At 53.1% G+C, this 26,785-nt stretch carries 25 protein-coding genes; 5 read left to right on the top strand and 20 right to left on the bottom strand.

From position 1 onward, the window contains the following. Nucleotides 1-42: 42 nt before the first annotated feature. The 3 genes from WHR59_RS07245 to WHR59_RS07235 form a co-directional block, all read right to left on the bottom strand. The gene (locus tag WHR59_RS07245; protein ID WP_181634518.1) at nucleotides 43-1,146 is read right to left on the bottom strand and encodes an alanine/ornithine racemase family PLP-dependent enzyme; all 1,104 of its coding nucleotides are present in this window, start codon (nucleotides 1,144-1,146) and stop codon (nucleotides 43-45) included. Between the two features lies 1 nt (nucleotide 1,147). Continuing rightward, entirely contained in the window at nucleotides 1,148-2,569 is a 1,422-nt protein-coding gene (locus WHR59_RS07240; protein WP_338843767.1) for an APC family permease, read from the bottom strand. Between the two features lie 94 nt (nucleotides 2,570-2,663). Beyond that, nucleotides 2,664-4,061: a diaminopimelate decarboxylase family protein gene (locus WHR59_RS07235; RefSeq protein ID WP_079939913.1), complete on the bottom strand. Its 1,398-nt coding sequence runs from the start codon at nucleotides 4,059-4,061 to the stop codon at nucleotides 2,664-2,666. Nucleotides 4,062-4,268: 207 nt separating this feature from the next. Between WHR59_RS07235 and WHR59_RS07230 the strand changes: the two genes are divergently transcribed. Beyond that, on the top strand, nucleotides 4,269-5,696 hold the full coding sequence (locus WHR59_RS07230; protein WP_199994351.1) for a sigma-54 interaction domain-containing protein: 1,428 nt from the start codon (nucleotides 4,269-4,271) through the stop codon (nucleotides 5,694-5,696). 35 nt (nucleotides 5,697-5,731) lie between these two features. Here WHR59_RS07230 and purF read toward each other — a convergent pair whose 3' ends face one another. From purF to pdxB, 9 genes are all read right to left on the bottom strand, one after another. Beyond that, nucleotides 5,732-7,249: an amidophosphoribosyltransferase gene (gene purF, locus WHR59_RS07225; RefSeq protein ID WP_016153855.1), complete on the bottom strand. Its 1,518-nt coding sequence runs from the start codon at nucleotides 7,247-7,249 to the stop codon at nucleotides 5,732-5,734. A 33-nt stretch (nucleotides 7,250-7,282) separates the two neighbouring features. Beyond that, nucleotides 7,283-7,771 (bottom strand): colicin V production protein, encoded by a 489-nt coding sequence (cvpA, locus tag WHR59_RS07220; RefSeq protein ID WP_005129678.1) that lies wholly within the window; start codon nucleotides 7,769-7,771, stop codon nucleotides 7,283-7,285. A 220-nt stretch (nucleotides 7,772-7,991) separates the two neighbouring features. Further along, complete coding sequence (gene dedD / locus WHR59_RS07215) at nucleotides 7,992-8,654, bottom strand: cell division protein DedD (protein WP_043017070.1); 663 nt, start codon at nucleotides 8,652-8,654, stop codon at nucleotides 7,992-7,994. After that, complete coding sequence (folC, locus tag WHR59_RS07210) at nucleotides 8,644-9,912, bottom strand: bifunctional tetrahydrofolate synthase/dihydrofolate synthase (protein ID WP_338843766.1); 1,269 nt, start codon at nucleotides 9,910-9,912, stop codon at nucleotides 8,644-8,646. The genes dedD and folC overlap by 11 nt, the downstream gene beginning before the upstream one ends. A 192-nt stretch (nucleotides 9,913-10,104) precedes the next feature. Continuing rightward, nucleotides 10,105-11,019: an acetyl-CoA carboxylase, carboxyltransferase subunit beta gene (accD, locus tag WHR59_RS07205; RefSeq protein ID WP_043017072.1), complete on the bottom strand. Its 915-nt coding sequence runs from the start codon at nucleotides 11,017-11,019 to the stop codon at nucleotides 10,105-10,107. A gap of 149 nt (nucleotides 11,020-11,168) precedes the next feature. Continuing rightward, on the bottom strand, nucleotides 11,169-11,828 hold the full coding sequence (locus tag WHR59_RS07200) for a DedA family protein (protein ID WP_043017073.1): 660 nt from the start codon (nucleotides 11,826-11,828) through the stop codon (nucleotides 11,169-11,171). Between the two features lie 24 nt (nucleotides 11,829-11,852). After that, nucleotides 11,853-12,665, bottom strand: coding sequence for a tRNA pseudouridine(38-40) synthase TruA (gene truA, locus WHR59_RS07195; RefSeq protein WP_047409760.1), 813 nt, complete (start codon nucleotides 12,663-12,665; stop codon nucleotides 11,853-11,855). Continuing rightward, complete coding sequence (locus tag WHR59_RS07190) at nucleotides 12,665-13,678, bottom strand: aspartate-semialdehyde dehydrogenase (protein ID WP_043017075.1); 1,014 nt, start codon at nucleotides 13,676-13,678, stop codon at nucleotides 12,665-12,667. Before WHR59_RS07190 ends, truA begins: the two co-directional genes overlap by 1 nt. Before the next feature lie 67 nt (nucleotides 13,679-13,745). Beyond that, complete coding sequence (gene pdxB / locus WHR59_RS07185) at nucleotides 13,746-14,882, bottom strand: 4-phosphoerythronate dehydrogenase PdxB (protein WP_047409756.1); 1,137 nt, start codon at nucleotides 14,880-14,882, stop codon at nucleotides 13,746-13,748. A 108-nt stretch (nucleotides 14,883-14,990) separates the two neighbouring features. Between pdxB and flk the strand changes: the two genes are divergently transcribed. After that, nucleotides 14,991-15,992 (top strand): flagella biosynthesis regulator Flk, encoded by a 1,002-nt coding sequence (gene flk, locus WHR59_RS07180; RefSeq protein WP_043017959.1) that lies wholly within the window; start codon nucleotides 14,991-14,993, stop codon nucleotides 15,990-15,992. Here the strand turns inward: flk and WHR59_RS07175 are convergent. Next, nucleotides 15,989-17,167 (bottom strand): MFS transporter, encoded by a 1,179-nt coding sequence (locus WHR59_RS07175; protein WP_003834805.1) that lies wholly within the window; start codon nucleotides 17,165-17,167, stop codon nucleotides 15,989-15,991. The two genes, flk and WHR59_RS07175, sit on opposite strands and share 4 nt — an antisense overlap. 289 nt (nucleotides 17,168-17,456) lie before the next feature. On the opposite strand from WHR59_RS07175, the gene WHR59_RS07170 reads away from it, so the two are divergent. Then, on the top strand, nucleotides 17,457-17,975 hold the full coding sequence (locus WHR59_RS07170; protein ID WP_043017960.1) for a YbjP/YqhG family protein: 519 nt from the start codon (nucleotides 17,457-17,459) through the stop codon (nucleotides 17,973-17,975). A 50-nt stretch (nucleotides 17,976-18,025) separates the two neighbouring features. Here WHR59_RS07170 and fabB read toward each other — a convergent pair whose 3' ends face one another. After that, on the bottom strand, nucleotides 18,026-19,240 hold the full coding sequence (fabB, locus tag WHR59_RS07165) for a beta-ketoacyl-ACP synthase I (protein ID WP_003028160.1): 1,215 nt from the start codon (nucleotides 19,238-19,240) through the stop codon (nucleotides 18,026-18,028). 159 nt (nucleotides 19,241-19,399) lie between these two features. Here fabB and mnmC point away from each other — a divergent pair, with 159 nt between their 5' ends. Further along, nucleotides 19,400-21,400 carry a bifunctional tRNA (5-methylaminomethyl-2-thiouridine)(34)-methyltransferase MnmD/FAD-dependent 5-carboxymethylaminomethyl-2-thiouridine(34) oxidoreductase MnmC gene (mnmC, locus tag WHR59_RS07160; RefSeq protein ID WP_338843765.1) on the top strand — a complete coding sequence of 667 codons (2,001 nt, stop codon included), beginning with the start codon at nucleotides 19,400-19,402 and terminating at the stop codon, nucleotides 21,398-21,400. A 111-nt stretch (nucleotides 21,401-21,511) separates the two neighbouring features. Here the strand turns inward: mnmC and WHR59_RS07155 are convergent, their stop codons facing one another. Genes WHR59_RS07155 through prmB form a run of 6 tightly spaced genes read right to left on the bottom strand, consistent with a single transcriptional unit; the run spans nucleotide 21,512 to nucleotide 26,065 of the window. Then, entirely contained in the window at nucleotides 21,512-21,790 is a 279-nt protein-coding gene (locus WHR59_RS07155) for a YfcL family protein (protein ID WP_338843764.1), read from the bottom strand. Between the two features lie 32 nt (nucleotides 21,791-21,822). After that, entirely contained in the window at nucleotides 21,823-22,371 is a 549-nt protein-coding gene (locus WHR59_RS07150) for an elongation factor P hydroxylase (RefSeq protein WP_181231221.1), read from the bottom strand. Beyond that, the gene (locus WHR59_RS07145) at nucleotides 22,371-23,180 is read right to left on the bottom strand and encodes a sulfite exporter TauE/SafE family protein (protein ID WP_043017079.1); all 810 of its coding nucleotides are present in this window, start codon (nucleotides 23,178-23,180) and stop codon (nucleotides 22,371-22,373) included. The genes WHR59_RS07150 and WHR59_RS07145 overlap by 1 nt, the downstream gene beginning before the upstream one ends. Further along, nucleotides 23,180-24,004, bottom strand: coding sequence for a penicillin-insensitive murein endopeptidase (gene mepA / locus WHR59_RS07140; RefSeq protein WP_043017080.1), 825 nt, complete (start codon nucleotides 24,002-24,004; stop codon nucleotides 23,180-23,182). The genes WHR59_RS07145 and mepA overlap by 1 nt, the downstream gene beginning before the upstream one ends. Nucleotides 24,005-24,007: 3 nt before the next feature. Continuing rightward, nucleotides 24,008-25,093: a chorismate synthase gene (aroC, locus tag WHR59_RS07135; protein WP_043017081.1), complete on the bottom strand. Its 1,086-nt coding sequence runs from the start codon at nucleotides 25,091-25,093 to the stop codon at nucleotides 24,008-24,010. 39 nt (nucleotides 25,094-25,132) lie between these two features. Further along, nucleotides 25,133-26,065, bottom strand: a complete 933-nt coding sequence (prmB, locus tag WHR59_RS07130) for a 50S ribosomal protein L3 N(5)-glutamine methyltransferase (RefSeq protein ID WP_043017082.1) — start codon at nucleotides 26,063-26,065, stop codon at nucleotides 25,133-25,135. 166 nt (nucleotides 26,066-26,231) lie between these two features. On the opposite strand from prmB, the gene smrB reads away from it, so the two are divergent. Then, nucleotides 26,232-26,783, top strand: a complete 552-nt coding sequence (gene smrB / locus WHR59_RS07125; protein WP_003839296.1) for an endonuclease SmrB — start codon at nucleotides 26,232-26,234, stop codon at nucleotides 26,781-26,783. Nucleotides 26,784-26,785 lie beyond the last annotated feature (2 nt).

Genomic DNA, 26,785 nt, shown 5'->3' with positions numbered 1-26,785 from the left:
TCATAGACGCCGCCACAGATAAATGACCGTGGCGGCAGTGGCTTATTGAATAAACCTCATGGCAACGCCCTTCGTCTGACAGGCCATCAGAAGCCCCGTATAGTCAAGTTCAAAACGGACGACATCTCCCACTTTCAACGGCTGCTCGCATGCTTCAATATCCACCAACGTATGGTCGCTGGTTTGTCCAAGGATGGTGATATTGTCGTCGCAGGGCACACAGTTATCGGAAGGTACGTCCTGACGACCAAACGCCAACAAGGCCCGCTTGCGAACACCATGATCAACAAAGGTTTTAGTTTGCAGGAAAGCGTCTACGCCAAGTTCTCCTACGGGTATTGTCGGCTTGCTGTTAAGCTCGATAATCTCCGCCTCAAGGACATACATATCAGAACACGCTTTTTCCACCGGCTTGGCAGAGTGATGAAATTCGTTCAGATACTTCATCTCGACATATTCAATGCCAAACTCATGCAACCCCCCGATCCGTAAATGGTTTAATCCCTGAGGCCAAATTTCTTTATCCAGTAAATGGTAGCTGGTGCAATTACCGGCAGAGAGTCGGCGCACTGGCATGCCGCTGTCCTGCTCTACTCGCGCAGCCAGTGCCAGAAAATCTTCACCATTTTTTACCGTGGGCAGGACGGTACCATAGCAATTGAAGTTGGTACCCAAGCCATACAGCTCAAGACAAGGTAATTCCTGAATAAGCCGGATAGTGCTGAGAATTTGTGAATACTCGGTGAACCAGATACCTTCGCGTAAATCCCCCATATCAACCATCAGCAATACCTGATGCATTTTCCCCTGGCGTTGGGCTTCCTGTGATAAAGCGCGCAGGATAACGGCTTCACTGTTCAGACTGATATCGGCATAGCGGATAACGTCTTCAATTTCACTTAGGCAAGGACTGCGGAGTAAACAGGTAGTACAGCCGATTTCACGGATTTTTTTCAGATTGTAGGTCCGTGATTCTGCAATCACCTGAATGCCGCCATTAAATACGGCCTGCGCAGTTTCAACACATCCATCAAAAACTTTATTGACCGCCATGACCTCAATTCCACTGCTGGCTAAAAGCGCTTTTTCTGTTCGGGCATTTTCTTCCAGCTTGCGTAAATTGATTTCCAGGATGGGCATATACATTTTATTTTCCTCCTGCCATGCTCATTCGAGCATTACGTTTCTGCGCCCGATGGTAGATACTTTCAGCAACAATAACGGCCAACAATGCGCCACCAACGATCTTGCCTGCGTACTGGAAATATCCCCCCATATCAATTTGTGAAGGCGGGATAAACAGCAGAGCAACGGCAAAGGCAATAGAGATAAATCCAAGCGCCGGCAGCACTGCAGGTAGGACTTTTCCGGGTATTTTAAAGCTTCTTGGCGTATCCGGTTGCGTCTGACGCAAGCGCCAGAATGCCGGGAACATCACCAGATAGGGAATGAAGTAGGTAATTGTAGTCAGTGCGGTCAACATCCAGTACGCCGCAGCAACGCTCGGGGATATAAAGGTTGAGAAGCACAGAACAGTGACAATAATTGCCTGCACGATCAGCGCAAATGCTGGCGTTTTCCAGACCGGGTGCAGTTGGGCGATTTTATCGCCTAACAGATTATCCTCGCGTGAGGCTTCCTGAAGCATGTAGATAGGCCCCACCAGCCAGGAGTTAATCTGACCCAGAGCACCAAAAAACATACAGAATGCCATCACCGGAATCAGCCACGGCATGTGTAACGTATCCGCTGCGGCGTGCATCGCCTGCATTACGCCCGCAACAATGTCGGTATTCCCCGCAGGCAGCAGCGTGTTCAACGCCCAGGTTCCCACCATGTAAATACCCACAATAACAACAGCAGAAACCGCCATTGCTCGCGGGAAATCACGTTGCGGGTTACGCGTGCGTCCGGCAATCATCGGCGCAACTTCCAGACCAGCAAAAGCAAACATCATGCTCGAAAGAAAGACAATGGTATCCCAGTGACTCAGGTCAGGAACCCAGTTTACCGCCGTCGCGTAATCGGTTTGCATCGGATGTCCGGTGGCCAACCATACGATAGCCAAAATGATCAAAATCGCAGAAGGAATAAACACACCACACCAGGCGCTGACGCTGTTGATAATTTTGGTCCACTCCATGCCGCGTATATTCATTAACGTCAGCAACCAGAAAATAACCGCTGAACCAACACCAATAAACGCTTTATTCTCAGCCAGACCGTCACCAATCATGTAGCCCAGCGCTGTAAAACCAAATTGCAGCATCAGAGGAAAAAATAACACGCAGGAAAAGAGGAAACACACCACGACTATCCACGCGATACGTTTACCAAACGCTTCTTTAATCCAGACAAATATCCCACCATCTTTCGGCCAACCGGTGGAGAGTTCACCACACACCATCGCCAGCGGAAAGAACAGACAGAATGCGGCAATAACCCACAACAGCATTGCTGAAGCGCCGTAGGGAGCGACATTCGGTATTTGTCGCAAACTCAGAATGGCAATGACATTCATAAAGACGATATCTTTGATGCCAAGCAAGCCAGAACTATTGTTACTCATGGCCATCTCCTGTTATTCATTCAGGGGCATCACTGCCCTCTTCGAATTACCTGACTCATGGACTCCGGCCAATGCCGAAGCCCAATAATGAGATTTAATAAATGTCGTACTTGACCATATCTTCGTAACTGTCTTCCCGACGGATTAAGCGATCTTTTCCCTCTTTGTCTATCATCACGACAGCAGAGCGCGGGCGGTTGTTGTAGACCGTCTGGCTTTCGATGGTGTAAGCGCCCGCATCCAGAAATGCGACGATATCGCCAATTTGCGTGTTCTTCGGCATCAGGAACTCCTCCCCCTTCACGCCCATATGGAAGTAATCACCGCCGTCACAAAGAGGCCCTGCGAGTTTGATCCACGCGTCATGCGAATCTGTCATTCTGGAAACGTTGTAGACATAGAAGAACCAGTCAAAATGCTGACTGTCTGAAAGCACACTGTATCCGGCATCAACAAACTTCCACTCAACGTGACATTCAACATTGCCGTTAAGGTCATAGTTGGTTTTACGTTTTTCACAGGCGACTTCTGTTAGCAGAACGGCGGCCGAACCGGTAACCTTACGCCCGGGCTCAATACAGATTTCCACATCCGTACGCCACTTATGGACTTCACGAATAACCGCATCAGCAAAATCCTGTGCCGTAATCCCGGCATACATATTGTCTTTAAGCGGATCGCCATTTTCCTCATCATATTTGTAGGGGACAGGAATACCGCCGCCCACGTTGATGAGATCAAATTTAATCCCCAGAACCTCTTCCAGACGTCGAGATTCATCCACCAATACTTTGGTTGCTTTGGCAAAAGGTTCAGATTCAGGAACCTGATCGCCCACATGCATATGTAAACCGCGAAGATGGACATAAGGCATTTCCAGGATCCGCCGACAGGTTTCTTCCGCTTGTTCCAAATCCAATCCCGATTTTGCGTGAAATGCGGTCACCAGCTCTGCATGCGTCGCTGACGGAACGTTTGGTTCCACACGAACGCAAACATTGGCGACTTTTTTCAATTTGCGGGAAATAGCATCAATGTGATCCAGTTCATACAAGCTATCGACGTTGATCAGGTACAGATCGTTAGCAATGGCGTATTCCAGGTCGGCTGGTTTTTTCACTACACCATTAAAGACAATCTGGTCGCCACGAAAGCCGATTTCCAGACATTTACGAACTTCGTACTGTGAATTAGCCTCAGCACAAATTCCTGCATCACGAATCGCCTGAAGCACTCCCATCACTGAGCAGGTTTTGGAGGCAAAAAAGGTTTTGGTATTTTTATGGGCAGCAAACGCCTGCTGGATTTCGTTGATATTACGAATAATCTCTGACTCAGAGAAAACATAGAACGGCGTCGGATACTTGCGTGCCAGAGCATCCAGATCCACGCCATCAAAACACAAGTGACCCTCTTTTTGTTGGAAACGGCGATCGTTTTCTATCACTTGCTCACGTAATTGGTTGTAGTTTTGAATAATCGAATCAGTCATAACATCCTCAGCTTATTTTCATGTAAGAGACCACATTCTCACAATGGATATAGCAACAGGCGTGCCAAAACTTAACTCTATTAAAATCAGTCAGTTACATACATAAAATTATTGTGAATTTTGTCATTTAGCGTGCTATTCATCACAACGACGAAAATTCGTCACTTTTATAATGATGTTATTAAACAAGGAAAAAGGAATTCGGCAATGGCTTCCACTAACGAAGAGTTGGCTGCAGCACTAAAAATGTTCTCCCGATTCTTCGATCTTATCCATCAACCCCTGGCGGTTATTAACGAGCGTGGTGAGTATGTCTATTACAACCAGGAGAGTGCGGATCTTGACGGATACAGCATTGAGCAGGCGCTAGGTAAACATATGCTGGATGTTTATCCGAGCATGAAAGAGACGCAAAGCACCATGCTTTCATCACTGAAGAAAGGTGTGGAATATATCGGTCATTACCAGATTTACTACAACGCTCGAGGTCAGGCGGTGGATTATCAGCATACTACCGCTCCACTCTATTCCAGTGATGGCAGCATGATTGGCGTTATTGAAATTGGCAGGAACATGTCCGGCGTCAGGCGGTTACAGGAACAGGTTGTAGAGCTTAACCATTTGCTGTACGCCGATCGCCATGAAAAACACCACGCAATTATTACTGAGAATCCGGAGATGCTGCGTAATATTGCGAAAGCAAAACGTCTGGCGGCAAGCAATATTCCCGTGACCATCGTTGGTGAGACGGGAACCGGTAAGGAGCTTTTTTCTCGTTTAATCCATCATTGTAGTAAACGCGCCGATAAGCCATTCATTGCTCTTAACTGTGGCGCACTTCCACCGACGCTTATTGAAAGCACTCTTTTTGGTACTGTCCGCGGCGCATACACCGGGGCAGAAAATAGTCAGGGATATCTGGAACTGGCAAACGGCGGTACGCTTTTTCTCGATGAGCTCAACGCCATGCCTATTGAGATGCAAAGTAAACTATTGCGCTTTTTACAGGATAAAACATTCTGGCGCCTGGGCGGCCAACAACAAATCCACTCAGATGTACGTATTGTAGCAGCAATGAATGAAACGCCCGCGCACCTTATCCAGACAGGTAAGCTGCGCGCAGATCTTTTTTACCGGCTGAATGTGGGTATGCTCATCCTTCCCCCTTTACGGAAACGCCCGGAAGATATTGCGCTGCTAGCTAATTATTTCATCGATAAATACCGCAACGACGTACCGCAAGATATTCATGGGCTGAGTGAAGCTGCGCGTATTGCCTTACTTAATCACACCTGGCCCGGCAATGTCAGGATGCTGGAAAATGCTATCGTCCGCAGCATGATTATGCAGGAAAACGACGGGATGCTGAAAAAGATTATCTTTGAAGAAGAGGAGTTAAACTTAGGCGTTGCGGATGTCCCTACCGTCGTCAGCCGCCCCGCACGCTCAGAATCAGAGGTGGATGGCTCGCTTGAAACAAGGGTGGCCAGGTTCGAAAAAAGCCTGATTGAAACAGCGCTGAATAGCTGCCAGGGAAATATTGCAGCAGCCGCACGAAGTCTCAATATTTCCCGAACGACATTGCAGTACAAGGTACAAAAATACAGTATTCGTTTCGGCGTAGTGAGTCTTTGATAAAAGCCAGCGACATTATGCCGCTGGCGGTAGCATTAACCTTCGTTGTGCATCTCAAGGTTTTCCGCTTCGTTCTGACGCAACACCGCTTTGGCATCGTCATTACGCAGGGAGTCGAGGAAATCGAGATATTGCTGGTCGACGTCTTTAGTAACGTACACGCCGTTAAACACTGAACATTCAAACTGCTGAATATCCGGGTTTTCCGCGCGGACCGCTTCAATCAGATCGTTCAGATCCTGGAAGATGAGCCCGTCTGCGCCGATTATCTGGCGAATCTCGTCGACTTCGCGACCATGAGCAATCAGCTCCGTCGCCGTCGGCATATCGATACCATACACGTTCGGGAAGCGAATTTCCGGGGCAGCAGAAGCCAGATACACCTTCTTCGCTCCGGCTTCACGCGCCATCTCGATAATCTGTTCTGAGGTGGTGCCACGTACGATAGAGTCATCCACCAGCAGCACGTTCTTATCACGGAACTCCGCACGGTTGGCGTTCAGCTTACGGCGCACGGATTTACGGCGCAGCTGCTGGCCCGGCATGATAAAGGTACGCCCTACGTAGCGGTTTTTCACAAACCCCTGACGGTACGGCTTCCCGAGGATACGAGCAATTTCCAGCGCGATATCGCAGGAGGTTTCCGGAATCGGGATCACCACGTCAATGTCTAGATCTTCCCACTCACGGGCAATTTTTTCGCCAAGCTTAGTCCCCATATTCACACGGGCGCTGTAGACGGAAATCTTGTCGATAAAGGAGTCAGGACGAGCGAAGTAAACGTATTCAAACAGACACGGATTGCTCACCGGGTTATCGGCACACTGGCGGGTAAACAGCTGACCTTTTTCGGTGATATACACCGCTTCGCCGGGTGCTACGTCGCGCAGGAATTCAAAGCCCAGCGTATCCAGCGCTACGCTCTCGGATGCCACCATGTACTCGGTACGACCATCGCCGATATCGCGTTTACCCAATACCAACGGGCGAATACCGTTAGGATCGCGGAAGGCAACCATACCGTGGCCGATAATCATCGCCACGCAGGCATAGGCGCCGCGGATCTGGCGGTTGGTTGCGGCAATAGCAGCAAAAATATTGTCGGCTTCCAGCGGATAGTGGCGGAAGTTATCCAGCTCGCTGGCGAAAATATTCAGCAGAATTTCAGAATCTGAAGTGGTATTGATGTGGCGGCGCTTTTCTTCGAACAGCTTTTTACGTAGCTCATGCGCGTTGGTCAGGTTGCCATTATGGGCAAGCGTGATGCCATACGGTGAGTTGACGTAAAAAGGTTGAGCTTCGGAGGCGCTGGAGCTGCCAGCCGTTGGGTAACGCACATGACCGATGCCCATATTGCCCTGCAAACGCTGCATATGGCGCGCTTCAAAAATATCGCTCACCATTCCGTTTGCTTTACGCAAGCGGAAGCAGTTGTTGGCATCAATGGTGATGATGCCTGCGGCATCCTGACCACGATGCTGGAGCACCGTTAACGCGTCATAAATCGACTGGTTTACCGGCATAACACCGGCGATACCGACAATACCGCACATACGTCTTTTCCTCGTTCAGCAACAACCCAAAGTTTATACTTTGGGCAAGAAACTTGACGAGCTTTGCAGATAGTCAAAGAACCATCTGATGATGAAACTGAACTGCGGGATCAGCTGCGACTTACTCCAGTCTTCACTTTTCGACAGACCGGTAAAGGTATCGAGAAAGAACAGTATGGCGGCGACGATCAGCGCTCCTCGCAGAGCACCAAAGCAGATCCCCAACACCCTGTCGGTACCCGACAAGCCTGTTTTCTCTACCAGTTGGCCTATCACAAAGTTAACGATAGCGCCGACGATAAGTGTCGCGATAAACAGTATCGCGATAGCAATCCCATTTCGAACCAGTTCGTCTTCAAAGCCCGTAAACCAGACAGACAGGTAAGTGTAGTAATGGCTGGCGACAAAGAAAGCACAACCCCAAGTCACCAACGATAATGCTTCACGAACAAAGCCACGGATCAGGCTAACCAGACAGGAAAAACCAATCACCGCGATAATGGCGTAATCAATCCAGACCATAAGTGTCCCACGATTTAACGCCCTGTCGTCCTGTTCGGGGCGCATTCTAACAGAAAAAGAAAACGTTTGCGTAGGGATTTCCTTTCCACGCGTAAATAAAAATGGCGCTGAAAAAATCTTCAACGCCATACCTTTTTATGCCTTTTCGGGCAGTGCCGGATAGCGGTGAAAACACCCTATCCGGCCTGAATAAGAGCAGCGCCGAGAACAGCGCAATCCCTTAATTAGGGGTGTACCCCATCACGACGCCACTCAGACCAGAGATCTTCTGCAGCTCGCCCAGCGAGTTCTTTAGCTTATCTTTGGAGGCGTCAGGCCCTACGAGAATACGGGTTATTTTACCCTGCACCGGCGTCGACGGGGAAGTATATACCCGGAAGCCCGCGCCACGAAGTTTACCCACGATCTCATTGACCTTATCCGCATTTTTCAGCGCACCAAGCTGTACAACGTACGCTTTACCAGTCGGCGCTGGCGGTTCCTCAACAGCCGGTTTAGGCGCTGGGGTCGGTGCAGGCGTCGGAGCGACGGCAACAGGCTGCGGCTTCGGTTTGGGCTTCGGCTGCTCTACGGGCGCAGGGACAGGATCTAACTCCGCGCTGTTTGCCGTCGTCAAACGTGACGGATCCAACGATGGCGCGGCAGCATCACCCGCCCGCACCTCTTCTGCCGCCCCTTCCGGCGGCTGGGTCGGCAGCGCCTGCGTTGCCGCAGGCATCATGTCTGGTTCATCGCGATCGCCGGGTTTCGGCACCAGAGGGATCGCCGCAAACTCATCCTGATAATGCTTTTTCTGCCCGTCAAGCAGCCCGGGGAGCACAATCACCCCCAGCGCGACCAGCACAATTGTGCCGACTAATCGATTCTGAAACTTACTCGCCACCGCTTCTCCCCACGTCTATCACTTCCATGACATGTGCGACAGTGTGAAACGATCCACACACCAACACGGTATCTTCTGGCTTCGCCTCAGCGAGTGCTGCAGACCATGCCTGCGCCACGCTGTCATAGGCGTTGCCTTTGCCCAGGTGCTCCAGCAGTTGTTCTGCCGTTGCACCACGCGGCCCTTCCAGGGGCGCACAGTACCAGGCGTCAACCACGCTTTTTAACCAGGCTAACGTACCGGCAATATCTTTATCATGTAGCATACCGATAACCGCAAGTACACGCCCGCTTTTCACTAACTTTTTCAGACGTCCGGTCAAATACTCCGCCGCATGAGGGTTATGGGCGACATCAAAAATCACCCGCGGCGACTCGCTCACAATCTGAAAACGCCCCGGTAAAATCGCTTTTTCGATACCCTCACGAATCGCCTGCTCGCTGACGTTAAGCCCGCTTGCGCGCAGCGCGGCCAGCGCGGTAGCGGCGTTAGGTTGTGGAACCTGCGGCAACGGCAGGTGCGACAACGTTCCATGAGCGTCCGTAAATGACCAGGCATTCTCCGTGAACGCATAGCGCCAGTCCACGCCGCAGCGTTGCAAAATCGCCCCGCTCTCTTGCGCAACATCGGCGATGGTGTAAGGCATTTCCGGTTCGCCGACGATAGCCGGTTTCTCTGCGCGGAAAATTCCCGCCTTCTCACGACCGATGCTTTCGCGATCCGGGCCCAGCCAGTCAGTATGGTCAAGTGCAATGCTGGTCACCACAGCGACATCGGCATCAACGATATTGGTCGCATCAAGGCGGCCGCCTAACCCCACTTCCAGAATGACGACATCCAGTTGAGCCTGTTTAAACAGCCAGAGCGCTGATAACGTACCGTATTCAAAGTAGGTCAGAGAAATGTCGCCACGCGCATCTTCAATCTCAGCAAATGAGGCGGTATGCGCGGATTCCGGCAGTTCACGTCCCTGCACGCGCACGCGTTCCGTGTAGCGCACCAGATGGGGTGAACTGTAAACGCCAACTTTATAACCTGCTGCGGTCAGCACAGATTCCAGCGTACGGCAGGTTGTGCCTTTCCCGTTGGTTCCCGCCACTGTAAAAACAAATGGCGCGGGTTTCAACACACCGAGTTTGCGCGCCACCTGACTGACGCGTTCAAGGCCAAGATCGATGGTTTTACTGTGCAGGTTTTCCAGATAAGAAAGCCACGATGCCAGGGGCGACGCGGCTTGAGGAATACGTTTATTGTCCATGATGGCTGTAGATTCTTTACGTTGAGGAAAGCAAAAGGGCAGCGCCAACCGGCCTGCCCTTTTTTACACGTCGTTTTTCACGTTGCAGATGCGTTGGCTGTACTCGCTCTCCCGAATCACTTACCGGTGTAAGCTCATCGGGATCAACGCTTTTATCGCCTGCCTGCAACCCGAAACCCATAGAGTAAACTATCAGGCCTCTGGTTCCTGCTCGGGAACCGGAGGTACCACCTCGCCTTCACGCGGCTCATCCGGATTCGGCGCAGGCAGATTCATCAGCTTCGCCAGAATGCTTGCCAGTTTCAGGCGCATTTCCGGACGGCGGACGATCATATCGATAGCGCCTTTTTCAATCAGGAACTCGCTGCGCTGGAATCCCGGCGGCAGTTTCTCACGTACGGTTTGCTCGATAACACGCGGACCCGCGAAGCCGATCAGTGCTTTCGGTTCTGCAATGTTAAGATCGCCCAGCATCGCGAAGCTCGCGGAAACACCGCCCATCGTTGGGTCGGTCAGTACAGAAATATACGGTAAACCGCGTTCCTGCATTTTCGCCAGCGCGGCAGAGGTTTTCGCCATCTGCATCAGAGACATCAGCGCTTCCTGCATACGCGCCCCGCCAGAAGCGGAGAAGCAGATCAGCGGACAGTTATCTTCCAGCGCCTGCTCAACGGCGCGGACAAAACGCGCACCGACCACAGAGCCCATGGAGCCGCCCATAAACGCGAACTCGAATGCAGCAGCAACGACCGGCATGCCGTGGAGCGTGCCTTTCATCACCACCAGCGCATCTTTCTCACCGGTTTCTTTCTGCGCAGAAGCCAGTCTGTCTTTGTATTTTTTGGAGTCACGAAACTTCAGCACGTCTTTCGGCTCAAGCTCGCTACCCAGTTCCACAAGAGAACCTTCATCTAACAGGCTATGCAGGCGATTGCGCGCCGACATGCGCATATGATGGTCACACTTCGGACAGACCTCAAGATTACGTTCCAGCTCAGCACGGTATAAAACCTGACCGCAGCTATCACACTTGGTCCACACCCCTTCAGGAATGCTTGCCTTGCGGGTGGGAGTAATGTTGCTTTTAATTCGTTCAATCCAGCTCATTGGTGACCTTTCTGCCTGAACCCTAGTCAGCTTTGTTATAAGGGGCGCATAATGCCATTTTTGCCCCTAACAGACCATGAATGTTGCACATTAAAACATAACAGCCCGAAACTTTGGATAAAAAAGTGGTCGAACCGCTGAGTTACTTTCTATTTTGCAGCCCGTGACGCAGCACGTTTATGGCGAATCACTTCAATTACGCCCGGCAATACGGAAAGGACGATAATCGCCACAATCAGTAATTTCAGGTTTTCCTGAACGATCGGCAGATCGCCGAACAGATAGCCTGCATAGGTGAACAGCAATACCCACAGCAGCGCACCTGCGACGTTATACATCGCAAAATGACGGTAGGACATGTGCCCCATCCCGGCAACAAACGGCGCGAATGTACGCACGATAGGCACGAAACGCGCCAGGATAATCGTTTTGCCGCCATGACGCTCGTAGAACGCATGGGTTTTATCCAGGTAACTGCGACGGAAAATTTTTGAGTTCGGGTTACTGAAAAGTTTTTCACCGAACAACCGGCCAATCGTGTAGTTCACCGCATCGCCGATAATCGCCGCCACAATCATCAACATCACCATCAAATGAACGTTGAGATCGTTAGTTGGCAGCGCAGAAAGCGCACCAGCGACAAACAACAGCGAGTCTCCCGGCAGGAATGGCGTTACCACCAGTCCGGTTTCGCAGAACAGGATCAGAAACAGAATCGCGTATACCCAGATACCGTATTCCGCAACCAGCTCCGCCAGGTGCACATCAATGTGCAAGATAAAATCGATAAGAAAGTAAATCAGGTCCATAGTTTTGCCTTTATACGACTCAAATTAGTCCGCCAGAAATAGCGGGCCCATAGGCGGTTTTGGCAGGTCGAACCGTTCCGGGTAATCTACCGCAACCAGATACAGCCCTTCCGCTTTCGCCGTTGCCGCTGCCAGCGTTCTGTCCTTCGCCGCTAACAGTTCTGCTATCCAGCTCTCCGGCTGGTTGTGGGCGCCTACTTCCATCAGGCTGCCGACAATATTCCTGACCATATGATGTACAAAGGCATTCGCTTTAATATCCACCACCACATATGCACCGAAACGTTCGACGTTAATGTGCATCACGTTGCGCCACGGTGTGCGCGACTGACACTGCACCGCCCGAAACGAGGTAAAATCATTTTCGCCAATCAGACACTGGGCAGCACGATGCATACGCTCAGCGTCCAGCGGTTCATAGTAATGGGTTACCCCTTTACCCAAAACCGCAGGGCGCAACCGATGATTGTAGATGATGTAGCGATAACGGCGAGCCGTGGCGCTAAATCGGGCATGAAAATCATCAGGTACAGCTTTCACCCAGCGTACAGCGATGTCACCAGGTAAATTCGCATTTACCCCCAGTGTCCAGGCCGCATCTTTACGCAGGGCGGTCGTTTCAAAGTGCACAACCTGCCCCGTGCCATGAACGCCCGCATCCGTGCGTCCCGCACAAAAGACATTGATGCGTTCATTCGCCACCTGAGAGAGCGCTTTTTCCAGTTTTTCCTGAACGCTACGCACTTCGTTCTGGCGCTGCCAGCCATAATATTTGCTGCCGTCATACTCAATGCCCAGCGCAATTTTATGGGTTGCAGGCTGTTGCTGGTCAGACATTAGTACAGGTACTCCTGTACCAGTTTTTCCGCAATTTTCACCGCCATCAACGCGCCGCCGAAGCGTACGTTGTCTGCCACAGACCAGAACTGAACCTGCTCCGGCATACCGTAATCGTTATGCACACAGCCAATTGACAGGTGCGGAGTGCCCGAGGCATCGCCAACCTGGGTCGGGAAATCAGTCTCTTCCGACAACACCACGTCCTCACCGCGTGAAAACGCATCACGTGCTTCTTCTGCCGCCAGCGGACGCAGAGCTTCAAAATTCACCATCTGCGCATGGCCATAAAACACGGGCGACTGCACGATGCTGGCGGAGATCAGTAGTCCGTCGTCCTGCATAATTTTGCGCACTTCATCGACAATACGACGCTCTTCCCGCACGCTACCTTCGCGATCTGGCAGCAGCGGCAGCATGTTGAACGCCAACTGACGGCCAAAGAAATCATCTTCGTCAATCGGGATGCCGTTAAGCAGTTTCGCACTCTGTCCGGCCAACGCATCGACGGCTTTTTTACCGTGAGCGGAAGCCGAAATAATATTGGTCACCGTAATACGTGACAGACCGCCGTCATCAATCAGCGGCTTCAGCGCAGACAGCAGTTGGCTGGTCAGGCTATCAGGGACCGCAATCACATTACGGTTGCGGTAATCCGCCAGCACGAACGGGTTAACGTCCGGAACCACCAGCGGAACGTCCGGCTCAAGCGCGAACAGGCCACTGCTGTCGATAACCAGACAACCGGCATTGGTCGCTTCTTCGACCCATGCGGCGGTGGCTTCTGCGCCCGCAACGAAAAATGCTAACTGCGCCTGCGTCCAGTCAAAGTCTGCAACGTCCTGCACAATGACCGATTTACCGTTAAAACGCAGATGCTCGCCGGCGCTTTCATTACGCGCCAGCGCATAAATTTCACCGACCGGGAACTGGCGTTCAGCCAGCGTATCGAGCAGGGCTTCGCCTACGGCGCCCGTAGCGCCAAGAATGGCAATATTCCAGCCTTCAGACATGGTGATTTACTCCAGAAATACGTAAGCGTCCCTGTCGTATTATTCGACAGGGAGCATTAAGAAGACATTAATGTGCCGGGTGGTGAACCGCGTTAAAACCCAGCTTACACAGCAAGGCCGCAGCCGTTGCGTCGTCACACATCACGTATAAAGACGACCATTCACGGCGCTCAAGATAATTTTTACGCAGTTTATCAAACTCACCCGGAATTCCAGCGACTTTACGCAGCGGCGCATCATCGCGGCGCACATCATACACTAAATGCGCCAGCCTTTTCAGCGTTGGCTGATCTAACGGGCCATGCAGAGTGATACGACCAAATTCAGGCGCCGGTAACAGGGTATTCAGCGCCACGTGCTGTTCGCGACCAATAAACTTGCTATAGGCCTCAAAGACCTGCGTGGTGCCACGCGCTTTTCCTTCCAGGGTGTACCCGGCAATGTGCGCTGTGCCGATATCGGCTTTCTCCAGCAATGCCACATTGAGATCCGGCTCCCCTTCCCAGACATCCAGTACGACGCTCAGCGACTGACCGGCATTCAATCGGTTCAGCAATGCCGTATTGTCGATGACTGGCCCGCGGCAGGCGTTGATCAGAATGGTGCCCGGCTTCAGTCGGCTAATCAGCGCGTCATCCGCGAGGTGCAACGTCTTGTACGGTCCGTCTTTGAACAGCGGCGTATGGAAAGTCAGCACATCGGCTTGCTCTACAAGTTCATCCAGCGAGCAGAAATTGCCTTCGTCACCGCGATCGGCTCGCGGTGGATCGCACAGCAGCGTGCGGATCCCCAGCGCTTCCAGGCGCGTCTGCAAACGTCCGCCCACGTTACCCACGCCCACGATGCCCACTGTACGATCGCGTAGCGCAAACCCGTCACGCTCCGCCAGCATCAGCAGTGCTGAAAACACATATTCCACGACCGCAATCGCGTTACAGCCGGGGGCGGCGGAAAAACCGATCTTCGACTGCGCAAGCCAGGCTTCATCTACATGGTCCGTGCCTGCGGTTGCCGTACCGACAAATTTAACCGGTTTTCCGCTAAGCAGTGATTCATTTACTTTCGTCACCGAGCGCACCATTAAGGCATCCGCATCATCCAGTTCGGCAACGGGAATCGGGCGACCGGGAACCGCTTTGACCTCCCCCAAACGACTGAACAGTTCGCGGGCATAGGGCATATTTTCATCAACGAGGATTTTCACGTCTTTCGCACCTGTTTGAGAACGAGAGTTAACCGGGCAAGTGTGCCATAATCTCGCCGCCAGGCATACTGCGAGACCTGGTCAGCACAGATTTAAGGAACAGAGATGATGCAGCCCATTTCAGGTACGCCCGCTCGCCCTCCCGGCGAAGGCCAAAATGCCCCTTCCGCGGCGGGTGAACAACCGTTATCCACACAACAACGTACCGTGCTGGAGCGACTGATTACCCGTCTGATTTCACTCACCCAACAGCAAAGCGCCGAGGTGTGGGCCGGAATGAAGCACGATCTGGGCGTTAAAAGTGATACGCCGTTGCAGTCACGTCACTTTCCTGCCGCTGAGCAAAACCTTAACCAACGGCTGGGGGTTGCTCAGCAAAATCATGCTAATCGTCAGGTGCTGTCGCAGCTCACTGAATTACTGAGTCAGGGAAATAACCGCCAGGCGGTAAGTGATTTTATCCGTCAGCAGTATGGGCAAACGGCGCTTAGCCAGCTCACGCCTGAGCAGTTGAAGAACGTGCTCACGCTGCTGCAGCAAGGGCAACTTTCGATACCGCAACCGCAGCAACGCCCGGCCACCGATCGTCCGTTGCTCCCCGCTGAGCACAATACGCTGAACCAGTTGGTTACCAAACTGGCGGCGGCCACGGGAGAATCCGGGAAGATGATCTGGCAGTCGATGCTGGAGCTGTCTGGCGTAAAAAGCGGAGAGCTGATCCCCGCCAAACAATTTACGCATCTGGTCACCTGGCTGCAGGCGCGCCAGACGCTCAGCCTGCAAAGCGCCCCAACACTGCAAACGCTCCAGGCGGCGCTAAAGCTGCCATTAGAGCCGAATGAGCTGACGGCAATAAAAGAGTACGCGCAGCAGACGTATCAGATCCAACCACAAACGATTCTGACCACGGTGCAGGTGCAGGACTTGCTGAATCAAATCTTCCTGCGCCGCGTGGAACGAGAACGCGAGCTCAGCGATCCGCGTCATCTGCAGCCCATTTACAGCCCGTTCGCGCCGATGATTGAAACGGTTAAATCTCTGTCGGCACGACCGGGACTGCTGTTTATTGCGTTGATGATTGCGTTAGCCATTTTCTGGCTGGTCGCTTAACCTTTACGCAGCGTTAGCAGCGTCACAATAATGCCCACCACGGCGGATATCGCCCCGGCAAGGAATACCGAGGGATAACCGTATGCGGTGGCCAGCACCCCGGCGACCGGACCACTTATGCCGTAGGAGATATCCTGAAACGCGGCATAACCGCCCAGCGCTGTACCGCGAACCTGCGCGGGCACTCGCTTCACGACCTCGACGCCCAATGCCGGGAAGATAAGCGAACACCCGGCCCCGGTTAATGCCGCCCCGAGCAGCGCAATCCAGGCCGATGGGGCCTGCCACAACAGAATCAGTCCTGCGGTTTCCACCAGCAAGGAGACAACGGCGACCTTCACGCCGCCGAACCGGTCTGGCATCCAGCCAAACAGAATGCGCATCAGCACAAACGCCCCACCAAACGCGGTCAGGGTGAACCCCGCCATCGTCCAGCCGTTGCTGACAAAATAGAGTGAAATAAACGTACCGATCACCGCAAAGCCAACGCCCTGCAATGCCAGACCCAGGCCCGGTTTCCAGATAAGCCCTACCACGCTCCATAACGAAGGACGTTCTCCTGCATGAGCAGGCACTTTGCGCACGGTGCCGTTGAATGCCCAGGCCAGCAGCGGTAAAACCATCGTCGTCCCCGCCAGCGCCGCAAAACCAAAGTGGCTGTGGATCAACAGGCCCAGCGGCGCACCGGCAGCCAGTGCGCCGTAAATCGCCATCCCGTTCCACGACATCACCTTACCCGAACGTGTTGGCCCGACCAGCCCAAGTCCCCAGGTCAGCGTCCCGGTGAGCAACTGGCTTTCGCCAAAACCGAGGATCAAACGACCGACGATTAACAACGCAAATTTTACGGGGACAGAAACAGGCAATAGCGCGGCTAAAAGCCACGCCGCGCCCGCCAGCCCACAGGCAAACATCCCCTGTAGCGCCGAACGTTTAGCGCCATATTGATCGGCCAGGCGCCCGGCGTAGCCGCGCGTTAATACCGTTGCCAGAAACTGTACGCCTACGGCGATACCGACCATGGTATTGCCATAGCCGAGCTCCTGGTGCACAAACAGAGGAATGACGGGCAAAGGTAAACCGACCGTCATATAGGTCAGGAAAACCGCAAAAGCGATGCGAAACAGCGAAAAGTTCGCCGAAGGTGTTTTTTCTTGTTGGGTTACAGCTGTCATGCGTTACTCCAAAATGCAGAGTAAGGCGAGGAATGCCCACGCCCCCTCTACCTGACTATCAGGATTAAGGTGCGTTGGATAACGTTAAACGCTTACGCATTATCAAGAGGATAATGTTGAAGCTGGAGTCTGCCTGCGAGGGGCTAAACTTGTCAACCTTGAAATCACTGAACACCACACAAAACAAATGGTTATTCTCTCTAAGAAAAGCACAAACAATGAGGAAAAAGTTGTCAATCAGGAAGACACTCAACGATCAGTTTTGCCAGAATATTTTATGGACACGGAAATGAAAGCATTTTCGCTTATTGCTCTCATCCTGGTGCTTTGCGGCTGCTCTGCGCCTCATCGGGACAGCACACAAGATGTAAAACAGTTCTATCTCGCGTGGATGTCCGCATACACACAAGATCGGGATACGTCCGCACTCATGCAACTTTATGTGGCGAAAGACGTTATCGACCGTCTGGCGCTGATTGACAGCCTTTACGAGCAGGAAATAATAAATTCTGACTATTTTATGTACGTGCAGGATTACGACCCTGAATGGATCCCGCGGCTACGGGTTGGAGCAGCGCAACACTTTCTCGGTGGCGAAAAGGTGGAAGTACAATTAGGTGGACCGACAGGCGAAGCGCCCATGCAGTTGGAAGTGTATACCCGTTGGGAAGAAGGTCGCTGGAAAATTTATCGCGTGCGGGATCTGGGCAATCAATTTGAACAGCCAATCTACAGCGCCGGTGATATTGCGCAAGCCAGGGCATGGTCTGCGGAGATCGCACCGGAGTACGAAAAGATGAAAAAATAAAAAAGGGAGCCATCAGGCTCCCCTTTGCATCTCATTTTGTAGACTTACACTTACAGCTTACGCATGACCAGCGTTGCGTTGGTGCCGCCAAAGCCGAAGCTGTTGGACATCACAGTGGTCAGCGCCTGCTCGGTCGGTTTGGTCACGATGTTCAGACCTGCCGCCTGCTCATCCAGCTCTTCAATGTTGATGCTTGGCGCGATAAAGCCGTGTTCCAGCATCAGCAGAGAGTAGATAGCTTCCTGTACGCCAGCCGCGCCCAGGGAGTGGCCGGTCATCGCTTTGGTCGCAGAGATTGCCGGGCTGTTGTCGCCAAACACTTCACGAATTGCGCCAAGCTCTTTCACGTCGCCTACCGGAGTAGAGGTACCGTGGGAGTTCAGGTAGTCGATCGGCGTGTCTACGCCGTGCATCGCCATCTGCATGCAACGTACTGCGCCTTCGCCAGACGGAGCAACCATGTCAGCACCATCGGACGTTGCGCCGTAACCGACGATTTCCGCATAGATATGCGCGCCACGGGCCAGAGCATGTTCCAGTTCTTCGACGACAACCATACCGCCGCCGCCTGCAATAACGAAACCATCACGGTTTGCGTCATAGGTACGGGAAGCTTTGGATGGATCGTCGTTATATTTGGTAGACAGCGCGCCCATTGCGTCGAATTCACACGCCATTTCCCAGCACAGCTCTTCGCCGCCGCCAGCAAAAACGATGTCTTGTTTGCCCAGTTGAATTTGTTCTACCGCATTGCCGATGCAGTGCGCAGATGTCGCACAGGCAGAGCTGATGGAGTAGTTTACGCCGTGGATTTTGAACGGCGTTGCGAGGCAGGCTGAAACGCCGGACGCCATCGCTTTGGTGACCACATACGGGCCAACCGCTTTCAGGCCACGCGGGCTACGCATTGCGTCAGCGCCGAATACCTGAAAACGTGGGGAGCCGCCGCCGGAACCTGCAATCAGGCCAACGCGCGGATTATTCTGGTAATCTTCTGCAGCAAGGCCAGCATCAGCCACAGCCTGCTCCATTGAAAGGAATGCATAAATGGATGCGTCGCTCATGAAGCGCACTACTTTGCGGTCAATGAGGCCAGTGGTATCCAGTTTTACGTTGCCCCAAACGTGGCTACGCATGCCGGAGTCCTTCAGCTCCTGAGAGAAAGTGATCCCTGAACGTCCTTCACGCAGAGATGCCAGGACTTCCTGCTGGTTATTACCGATGCTGGAAACGATGCCCAAGCCAGTAATCACTGCACGTTTCATTCAATACCTCTGTAAGTCGCACTATTTTAAAGTTTCGAGTGGCACAATAGCGTACACTTGTACGCCGAACAAGTCCGATCAGCCAATTTATGTGGAAATTTGCGCAGCCAGGCACTCATCGCTAAGATCGGGGCACAGCCTGCCAGACGAGTAACTTACGTGAAACAATACGCTATACAACCTGCCAACCTTGAATTCAACTCTGAGGGTACACCTGTTTCCCGAGATTTTGACGATGTCTATTTTTCTAATGATAACGGGCTGGAGGAGACACGTTACGTCTTTCTCGGCGGTAACCATCTCGCACAGCGATTCCCTTCACATTCACGCCCCCTCTTCGTGGTAGCAGAAAGTGGGTTTGGCACCGGACTTAACTTCCTCACGCTCTGGCAGGCATTTTCCGAGTTTCGTGATACTCACCCTGACGCTACCCTGGAAAGATTACATTTCATCAGTTTCGAAAAATATCCGCTAACGCGTGAAGATCTTACTTTAGCCCACCAGCACTGGTCAGAACTTGCGCCGTGGGCCTCGGCGCTGCAAGAGCAATGGCCGCTGCCGCTAGCGGGATGTCATCGTCTGCTGCTTGATGAAGGGCGTGTCACACTGGATCTGTGGTTTGGCGATATTAACGAGCTGACCTGCAAACTGGATGATTCTCTTAATCAAAAGGTGGACGCCTGGTTCCTGGACGGTTTCGCGCCGGCAAAAAACCCGGATATGTGGACGCCAACACTGTTTAACGCGATGGCCCGACTGGCTCGTCCCGGCGGTACATTAGCGACCTTCACATCGGCAGGCTTTGTACGTCGGGGGTTGCAGGAAGCCGGGTTTACAATGCAAAAATGCAAAGGCTTTGGCCGCAAGCGCGAAATGCTCTGTGGCGTAATGGAACAGACTCAGGCGCTCCCTTCCTCAGCGCCATGGTTTGCACGTACGGGAACAGATAAACGTGAAGCCGCCATTATTGGCGGGGGGATTGCCAGCGCATTGTTGTCTCTGGCGTTACTGCGCCGTGGCTGGCAGGTCACGCTGTATTGCGCAGACGAAAAACCCGCCGGGGGCGCATCCGGCAATCGCCAGGGCGCGCTCTATCCGCTACTCAGCAAGCATGACGCGGCCATTAATCTGTTTTTCCCCACCGCGTTTACCTTTGCCCGTCGACTGTATGACGCCCTCCCCGTTGAGTTCGCGCATGACTGGTGCGGCGTGACGCAACTGGCATGGGATGAGAAAAGCCAGCAAAAAATCGCGCAGATGCTGTCCCTTGAACTGCCCGATGCGCTCGCCATCGAGGTTGACGCTCAGCAGGTTTTACAAACGACAGGCGTGGAAACCGGATGCGGCGGGATTCAGTATCCGAGCGGAGGATGGTTATACCCGGCGCAGTTAACCGCCGCCGTACTGGACTATGCCGCAACGCTGGGATTACGCACCCGCTATCAACATACGCTGACCTCACTGACACGCCACACGGCAAGCTGGCAATTGCAGTTTGCCAGTGGTGAAACCGCCACTCACGCAGCTGTCGTTCTGGCTAACGGTCATCGAATTAACAGCATTGAGCAGACGCAGTCGCTCCCGGTGTACTCCGTGGGCGGTCAGGTGAGTCATATTCCCACCACGCCTGCGCTTTCAGCGTTGCGTCAGGTGCTGTGCTATGACGGCTACCTCACGCCGCATAACCCGCAAAATCAGCAGCACTGCATTGGCGCCAGCTATCATCGAGGGAGCGAGGAAACCGCATATCGCGAGGACGATCAGCAGCAAAACCGTCAACGCTTAATCGACTGCTTGCCTAACGCTGCGTGGGCAAAAGAGGTAGACGTTAGTGGCAATGCCGCCCGCTGTGGAGTGCGCTGCGCCACGCGCGATCACATGCCGATGGTCGGTAACGTCGCGGACTATGACGCCACGCTCAGCCAGTATGCCACTCTTGCCGAAGACAAAGAGCACGCCGTAAACGCCCCGGTGTATTCCGATTTGTTTATGCTGGGCGCGCTGGGCTCGCGCGGGTTGTGTACTGCCCCGCTATGTGCAGAAATTCTGGCATCACAAATGAGCGATGAACCTATCCCTATGGATGCCAGCACGCTGGCGGCGTTGAATCCGAATCGGTTGTGGGTAAGGAAGTTATTGAAGGGTAAAGCGGTGAAGTAAGATACCATCTCATTATTGCCTGATGGCGCTACGCTTATCAGGCCTACAACCCCCGTCCACGTAGGCCGGATAAGACGCCTTCGCGTCGCCATCCGGCACAATCCGCTGCAATTAGTGTTTTGTCGCCTTCTGGAACAGCGTGTCCCACATCTCTTTCACTAACGCCTGGTCACGCGGCGAGAGTTCGCCTGCGCTGATGGCTTTTGCCAGGCTGCTGGTCACATTGGCGTACAATGCCTCAGCGGAATGGTCCTCGCCAGCGTCCAGTTCAGCCACGGCCAGCGTCAGGTGCCCACGCAAATAGCCACTGGCAAACAACTCATCATCGCTGGCGTGCTCTACCATATCGTCGATTAATGCCAGAATGCGTGATTCAAACTCCGCGATCATCTTCTTTCCTCATTGTAAACGTGGTAGCGGCTTCAGTTGAGCGCTTCGGGCCACGGGAATTGTTCCGCCTTAAGTTCAGGCGTGTGATAATAATTTTGTAACGCGTTAATGAAGCGTGCCGGACGTTCGGGGATGCCCTTATCCAGATACTCCATCACCTGGGCATGAACACGGCGCTGGAATACCACGCGATCCGGTTCAAAGTCCCCTTCCAGGTTGTCGCAACTGACGTTAAACGGGTAGCCCGCCGCCATGCAAAACAGCCAGTCAAACGCCTGCGGCTTCACTTCCACATCTTCAAACTGGCATTGCGTCTTCGCATCGCGTCCATCAGGGCAGTACCAGTAACCAAAATCGACCAGCTCACGACGGGCCTTACCGGCGATGCACCAGTGTGAGATTTCGTGTAGCGCGCTGGCATAATAACCATGCGCAAAAACGATACGGTGATACGGTAATTCCGCATCAGCAGGAAGATAGATCGGTTCGTCTTCGCCTTTAATCAGACGGGTATTAAATTCATCGGCAAAGCAGCCGTTAAAAATCTCAATTAACTGTTCATAGTGATGGGTATTATTCATTAGTTCATCCCCAGCCAGTGGAGAATCTCCTGTCCATGATTATCATAAAGTAGCTTGGCGCTCATCACGGCGGAGACAATAACAATCATTGGCCGTATGAGTTTTTGTCCTTTGCTGAGCACCAAACGCGAGCCCATCCGTGCGCCAATAAACTGGCCAATGAGCATCACAAATCCGGTCGCCCAAATCACTTTGCCGCCGAGGGCAAACAGCAACAGCCCACCGATATTCGATGTGGCATTTAATACTTTGGCGTGGGCCGTCGATTTCGCCAGGTTATAGCCGCATAACATGACAAAGGCCAGCGCGTAGAACGATCCCGCCGCCGGACCAAAAAAGCCATCGTAAAAGCCAACGCAGCCACCGGCCACCAGCGCGAAAGGCAACCCGTGCAATCGACGCTGACGATCTTCTTCGCCCACTTTCGGCATTAACAGAAAGTAAAGGCCAATACAGATAACCAGAACCGGCAGGATCTGGCGCAGAATATCTGACTGCACGTGCTGAACCAATAGCGCGCCGCTCATTGACCCGATAAACGTCATGAAGATATTGAGCTTCTGATCCGCCAGGTTAACCACGCCCCGACGAATAAAATAGAGGGAAGAAGAGATAGATCCGCCACAGGCCTGCAACTTATTGGTAGCCAGCGCTTGCGCGGGTGGCATCCCGGCCGCCATCAATGCCGGGATGGTGAGTAAACCACCGCCTCCGGCCAGAGAATCAATAAAACCTGCCAGCATCGCCACGAAAAAAAGCACGCCTAACAGCAGTGGCGACACCATAAACACAGAGGCAAAATGATCCATTAGAGTACATGCTCGTCCAGTAGCGCCTGGCAGGAAGGCGGCAACGGGGGCGGTGTCTTCTTCTCAGGCTTGGTGGTTCCAGGTTTTGGAGGTTCGAACCAGCTTTGCAGCTCCGCGCCACAGCCGTCACCCGGTGGCGGTAACGGCTGATCTTCGCACTCAAGACTGTCGGCAGGACAACGTAACCGTACATGCATATGCGCACGATGCTGGAACCATGGCCGCACTTTACGCAACCAGTCCCTGTCGGTACCCGCATCCAGACAAAGTTGCTGCTTAATCGCCGGGTTCACAAAAATACGCGTGACTTCATTATCTTTTGCCGCCAGCCTTATCAGGCTGAAAATCTCCGGCTTCCACAGTGACGGCACGACACGTTTACCGTCCTGTGAGACCAAATCTAACGCCTGCGGTCGCAGCAGTTGCGACTGGGTCCAGCGCGTTTTTGGCAGCTGCAGGAAAATATCGACATCCAGTCCCGTCTGGTGGCTGGCGTGACCGCCATTGAACCGCCCACCGGCCGGCATGCCCATATCGCCGATTAACACCGTGCCCAGCCCCAGATTATTAGCCTGATTACTCAGACGCTGGATAAACATCACCAGGTCCGGATGACCAAAGTAACGACGCTGATCGGTGCGCATCACCTGATAGTGTTCTGACTGTACAGGCAGCGTATCTGCACCAACAATGCAGCCATTGGAAAACGCGCCGATAGACTGCGCGCTACCTGCAACCGGATGGGTAATTTTCTGCCAGGGCGTCGCCGCCAGACAGGCGGTGCTGGCAAACAGAGCCAGCGCCACAAGTGCCGTTTTTTTCATCTCTTACCAGCGTGGAATATCGGTCTTCACGTCCGCATTCTGCGCCCGCTGACGCAGCAGGTGATCCATCAATACGATCGCCAGCATCGCCTCGGCGATCGGCACAGCGCGGATCCCAACACATGGATCGTGACGACCTTTAGTGATCATGTCGACTTCTTCACCGAAGCGGTTAATGGTACGACCTGGAACGGTAATACTGGACGTCGGTTTCAGCGCCATATGAGCAATGATTTGTTGCCCGCTGCTGATCCCACCCAGAATGCCGCCCGCATGGTTACTCTGGAAACCTTCTTTGGTGATTTCATCTCGGTTCTGGCTACCGCGCAGCGCAACAACGTCAAATCCGTCGCCAATCTCAACGCCCTTAACGGCGTTAATGCTCATTAGCGCATGGGCGATGTCGGCATCCAGGCGGTCGAATACCGGTTCGCCGAGACCCGCAGGAACGCCGCTTGCAACAACGGTCACCTTCGCTCCGATGGAGTCACCCTCTTTCTTCAGCCCACGCATCAGTTCGTCCAGCGCGTCGAGTTTATCCGGGTCCGGACAAAAGAACGGGTTAAGTTCCACCTGAGACCAGTCTTTGATCTCCAGCGGAATATCACCCATCTGCGTCAGGCAGCCGCGAATTTCAACGCCGAATTTTTCTGCCAGATACTTTTTGGCAATAGCTCCGGCCGCCACGCGCATCGCCGTTTCACGCGCGGATGAGCGTCCGCCACCACGGTAGTCGCGCAGGCCATATTTCTGCTCATAGGTATAGTCGGCGTGTCCTGGACGAAAAACGTCCTTAATCGCGCCGTAATCCTGTGAACGCTGATCGGTATTTTCAATCAACAGCCCAATGCTGGTGCCGGTGGTAACGCCCTCGAACACGCCGGAGAGGATTTTCACCTGATCCGGCTCACGACGCTGCGTAGTGTAGCGCGATGTGCCCGGACGGCGTCTGTCGAGATCGTGCTGCAGGTCAGCTTCTGTCAGAGAAATGCCCGGCGGAACACCATCGACAATACAACCGAGCGCCAGCCCGTGTGATTCGCCGAAAGTGGTTACGCGAAAGAGTTGCCCAATTGTGTTTCCTGCCATCACGGCTCCGTTATGAGTGTTGTGTATGTGCGCGTGTATTTAGTCTTTATAAATGCTGAAGTGCTCGCGAGCAGCGATTAACTGCTCTTTGGTCAGCATGAATACGCCGTCACCGCCGTTGTCGAACTCCAGCCAGGTGAACGGTACATCCGGATACTGCTCTATCAGATGTACCATGCTGTTTCCGACTTCACAAATCAGAATACCGTTATCTGACAGGTAGTCCGGGGCGTTCCCCAAAATGCGGCGGGTCAGTTTCAGCCCATCGCTGCCGGACGCCAGACCCAGCTCAGGTTCGTGGCGATATTCGTTTGGCAGGTCTGACATATCTTCCGCATCGACATACGGCGGGTTGGTCACAATCAGGTCATACTGGACTTTCAGCAGGTCGCGGAACAGATCGGAGCGGATCGGCGTTACGTGATGGATCAGGCCGTGCTCTTCAATGTTGTGTTCGGTCACCGCCAGCGCGTCCGTGGAAATGTCCACCGCATCGACTTCGGCTTCCGGGAACGCATAGGCGCAGGCAATGGCAATACAGCCGCTGCCGGTACACATATCGAGGATATGCTGCGGCTGCTCATTGATAAGACCCGCAAAGCGATTATTAATAAGTTCGCCAATTGGTGAACGCGGAACCAGCACGCGTTCATCTACATAAAACTCATGCCCGCAGAACCAGGCTTTGTTGGTCAGATAAGCAACGGGAATGCGCTCATTGACGCGGCGAATCACGCGTTCAACAATACGATGGCGCTCGCTGGAAGTCAGACGCGCGGTACGCATATCTTCTGGAATATCCAGCGGCAGATAAAGTGACGGCAGCACCAGCTGTACAGCTTCGTCCCATGGGTTATCCGTGCCATGGCCATACCAGATGTTCGCCGCGCTAAAACGGCTGACCGCCCAACGCAACATGTCCTGAATGGTATGCAGTTCACTCACTGCTTCATCGACGAAAATTTTATCCACGTATTCCTCCAGGGCATGCTCGTATTAAATTCGGCGGCTAGTTTGCCACGAAGACGGCGATAAATCAGCATTCACACAGGGCCTGAGAGCGAAAATTGCGTTTTAAGCGATCGGATGCCCGCCGAGTCGGGTTAAACTAGCGGAAAATAAAAGTTGAGACTCTCGAATGAAAAAGAAAACATCGCTCAGCGAGGAGGATCAGACGCTGTTTCGCCAGCTGATGACCGGTACGCGTAAAATTAAACAGGACACCATTGTTCACCGCCCCCCACGTAAAAAAATTGCCGAGGTTCCGGTTAAAAGGCTGCTACAAGAGCAGGCTGATGCCAGCCACTATTTCTCGGACGAGTTTCAGCCGCTGCTGAATACGGACGGCCCGGTAAGATACCTGCGTGCCGACGTGAGCCATTTCGAACTGAAAAAAATGCGCCGTGGCGATTACTCCCCGGAGCTGTTTCTCGATCTGCACGGACTGACCCAGCAGCAGGCCAAACAGGAGTTAGGCGCGCTGATTGCCGCCTGTCGTCGCGAACATGTGTTTTGTGCCTGCGTGATGCATGGCCACGGAAAGCATATTCTTAAGCAGCAAACGCCGCTCTGGCTGGCGCAGCATCCGCACGTGATGGCGTTTCATCAGGCGCCGAAAGAGTACGGTGGTGACGCCGCGCTGCTGGTACTGATTGAAGTGGAAGAGTGGCTGCCGCCTGAACTTCCGTGATG

It is taken from the genome of Citrobacter europaeus (genome assembly GCF_037482245.1).
Lineage (GTDB): Bacteria > Pseudomonadota > Gammaproteobacteria > Enterobacterales > Enterobacteriaceae > Citrobacter > Citrobacter europaeus.
This window is presented reverse-complemented; position numbering and strand designations above follow the sequence as displayed.

Bases quoted from the DNA above. Each gene is read 5' to 3' on its own strand.
- folC (WP_338843766.1), bottom strand. From the start codon at position 9,912: ATGGACAATAAACGTATTCCTCAAGCCGCGTCGCCCCTGGCATCGTGG.
- truA (WP_047409760.1), bottom strand. From the start codon at position 12,665: ATGTCTGACCAGCAACAGCCTGCAACCCATAAAATTGCGCTGGGCATT.
- smrB (WP_003839296.1), top strand. From the start codon at position 26,232: ATGAAAAAGAAAACATCGCTCAGCGAGGAGGATCAGACGCTGTTTCGC.
- WHR59_RS07190 (WP_043017075.1), bottom strand. From the start codon at position 13,678: ATGTCTGAAGGCTGGAATATTGCCATTCTTGGCGCTACGGGCGCCGTA.
- fabB (WP_003028160.1), bottom strand. From the start codon at position 19,240: ATGAAACGTGCAGTGATTACTGGCTTGGGCATCGTTTCCAGCATCGGT.
- cvpA (WP_005129678.1), bottom strand. From the start codon at position 7,771: ATGGTCTGGATTGATTACGCCATTATCGCGGTGATTGGTTTTTCCTGT.
- flk (WP_043017959.1), top strand. From the start codon at position 14,991: ATGCAGCCCATTTCAGGTACGCCCGCTCGCCCTCCCGGCGAAGGCCAA.
- WHR59_RS07155 (WP_338843764.1), bottom strand. From the start codon at position 21,790: ATGATCGCGGAGTTTGAATCACGCATTCTGGCATTAATCGACGATATG.
- WHR59_RS07145 (WP_043017079.1), bottom strand. From the start codon at position 23,180: ATGGATCATTTTGCCTCTGTGTTTATGGTGTCGCCACTGCTGTTAGGC.
- aroC (WP_043017081.1), bottom strand. From the start codon at position 25,093: ATGGCAGGAAACACAATTGGGCAACTCTTTCGCGTAACCACTTTCGGC.
- WHR59_RS07175 (WP_003834805.1), bottom strand. From the start codon at position 17,167: ATGACAGCTGTAACCCAACAAGAAAAAACACCTTCGGCGAACTTTTCG.
- WHR59_RS07170 (WP_043017960.1), top strand. From the start codon at position 17,457: ATGAAAGCATTTTCGCTTATTGCTCTCATCCTGGTGCTTTGCGGCTGC.
- WHR59_RS07245 (WP_181634518.1), bottom strand. From the start codon at position 1,146: ATGTATATGCCCATCCTGGAAATCAATTTACGCAAGCTGGAAGAAAAT.
- mepA (WP_043017080.1), bottom strand. From the start codon at position 24,004: ATGAAAAAAACGGCACTTGTGGCGCTGGCTCTGTTTGCCAGCACCGCC.
- WHR59_RS07240 (WP_338843767.1), bottom strand. From the start codon at position 2,569: ATGAGTAACAATAGTTCTGGCTTGCTTGGCATCAAAGATATCGTCTTT.
- WHR59_RS07200 (WP_043017073.1), bottom strand. From the start codon at position 11,828: ATGGACCTGATTTACTTTCTTATCGATTTTATCTTGCACATTGATGTG.
- purF (WP_016153855.1), bottom strand. From the start codon at position 7,249: ATGTGCGGTATTGTCGGTATCGCCGGTGTTATGCCGGTAAACCAGTCG.
- WHR59_RS07150 (WP_181231221.1), bottom strand. From the start codon at position 22,371: ATGAATAATACCCATCACTATGAACAGTTAATTGAGATTTTTAACGGC.
- accD (WP_043017072.1), bottom strand. From the start codon at position 11,019: ATGAGCTGGATTGAACGAATTAAAAGCAACATTACTCCCACCCGCAAG.
- WHR59_RS07230 (WP_199994351.1), top strand. From the start codon at position 4,269: ATGGCTTCCACTAACGAAGAGTTGGCTGCAGCACTAAAAATGTTCTCC.
- WHR59_RS07235 (WP_079939913.1), bottom strand. From the start codon at position 4,061: ATGACTGATTCGATTATTCAAAACTACAACCAATTACGTGAGCAAGTG.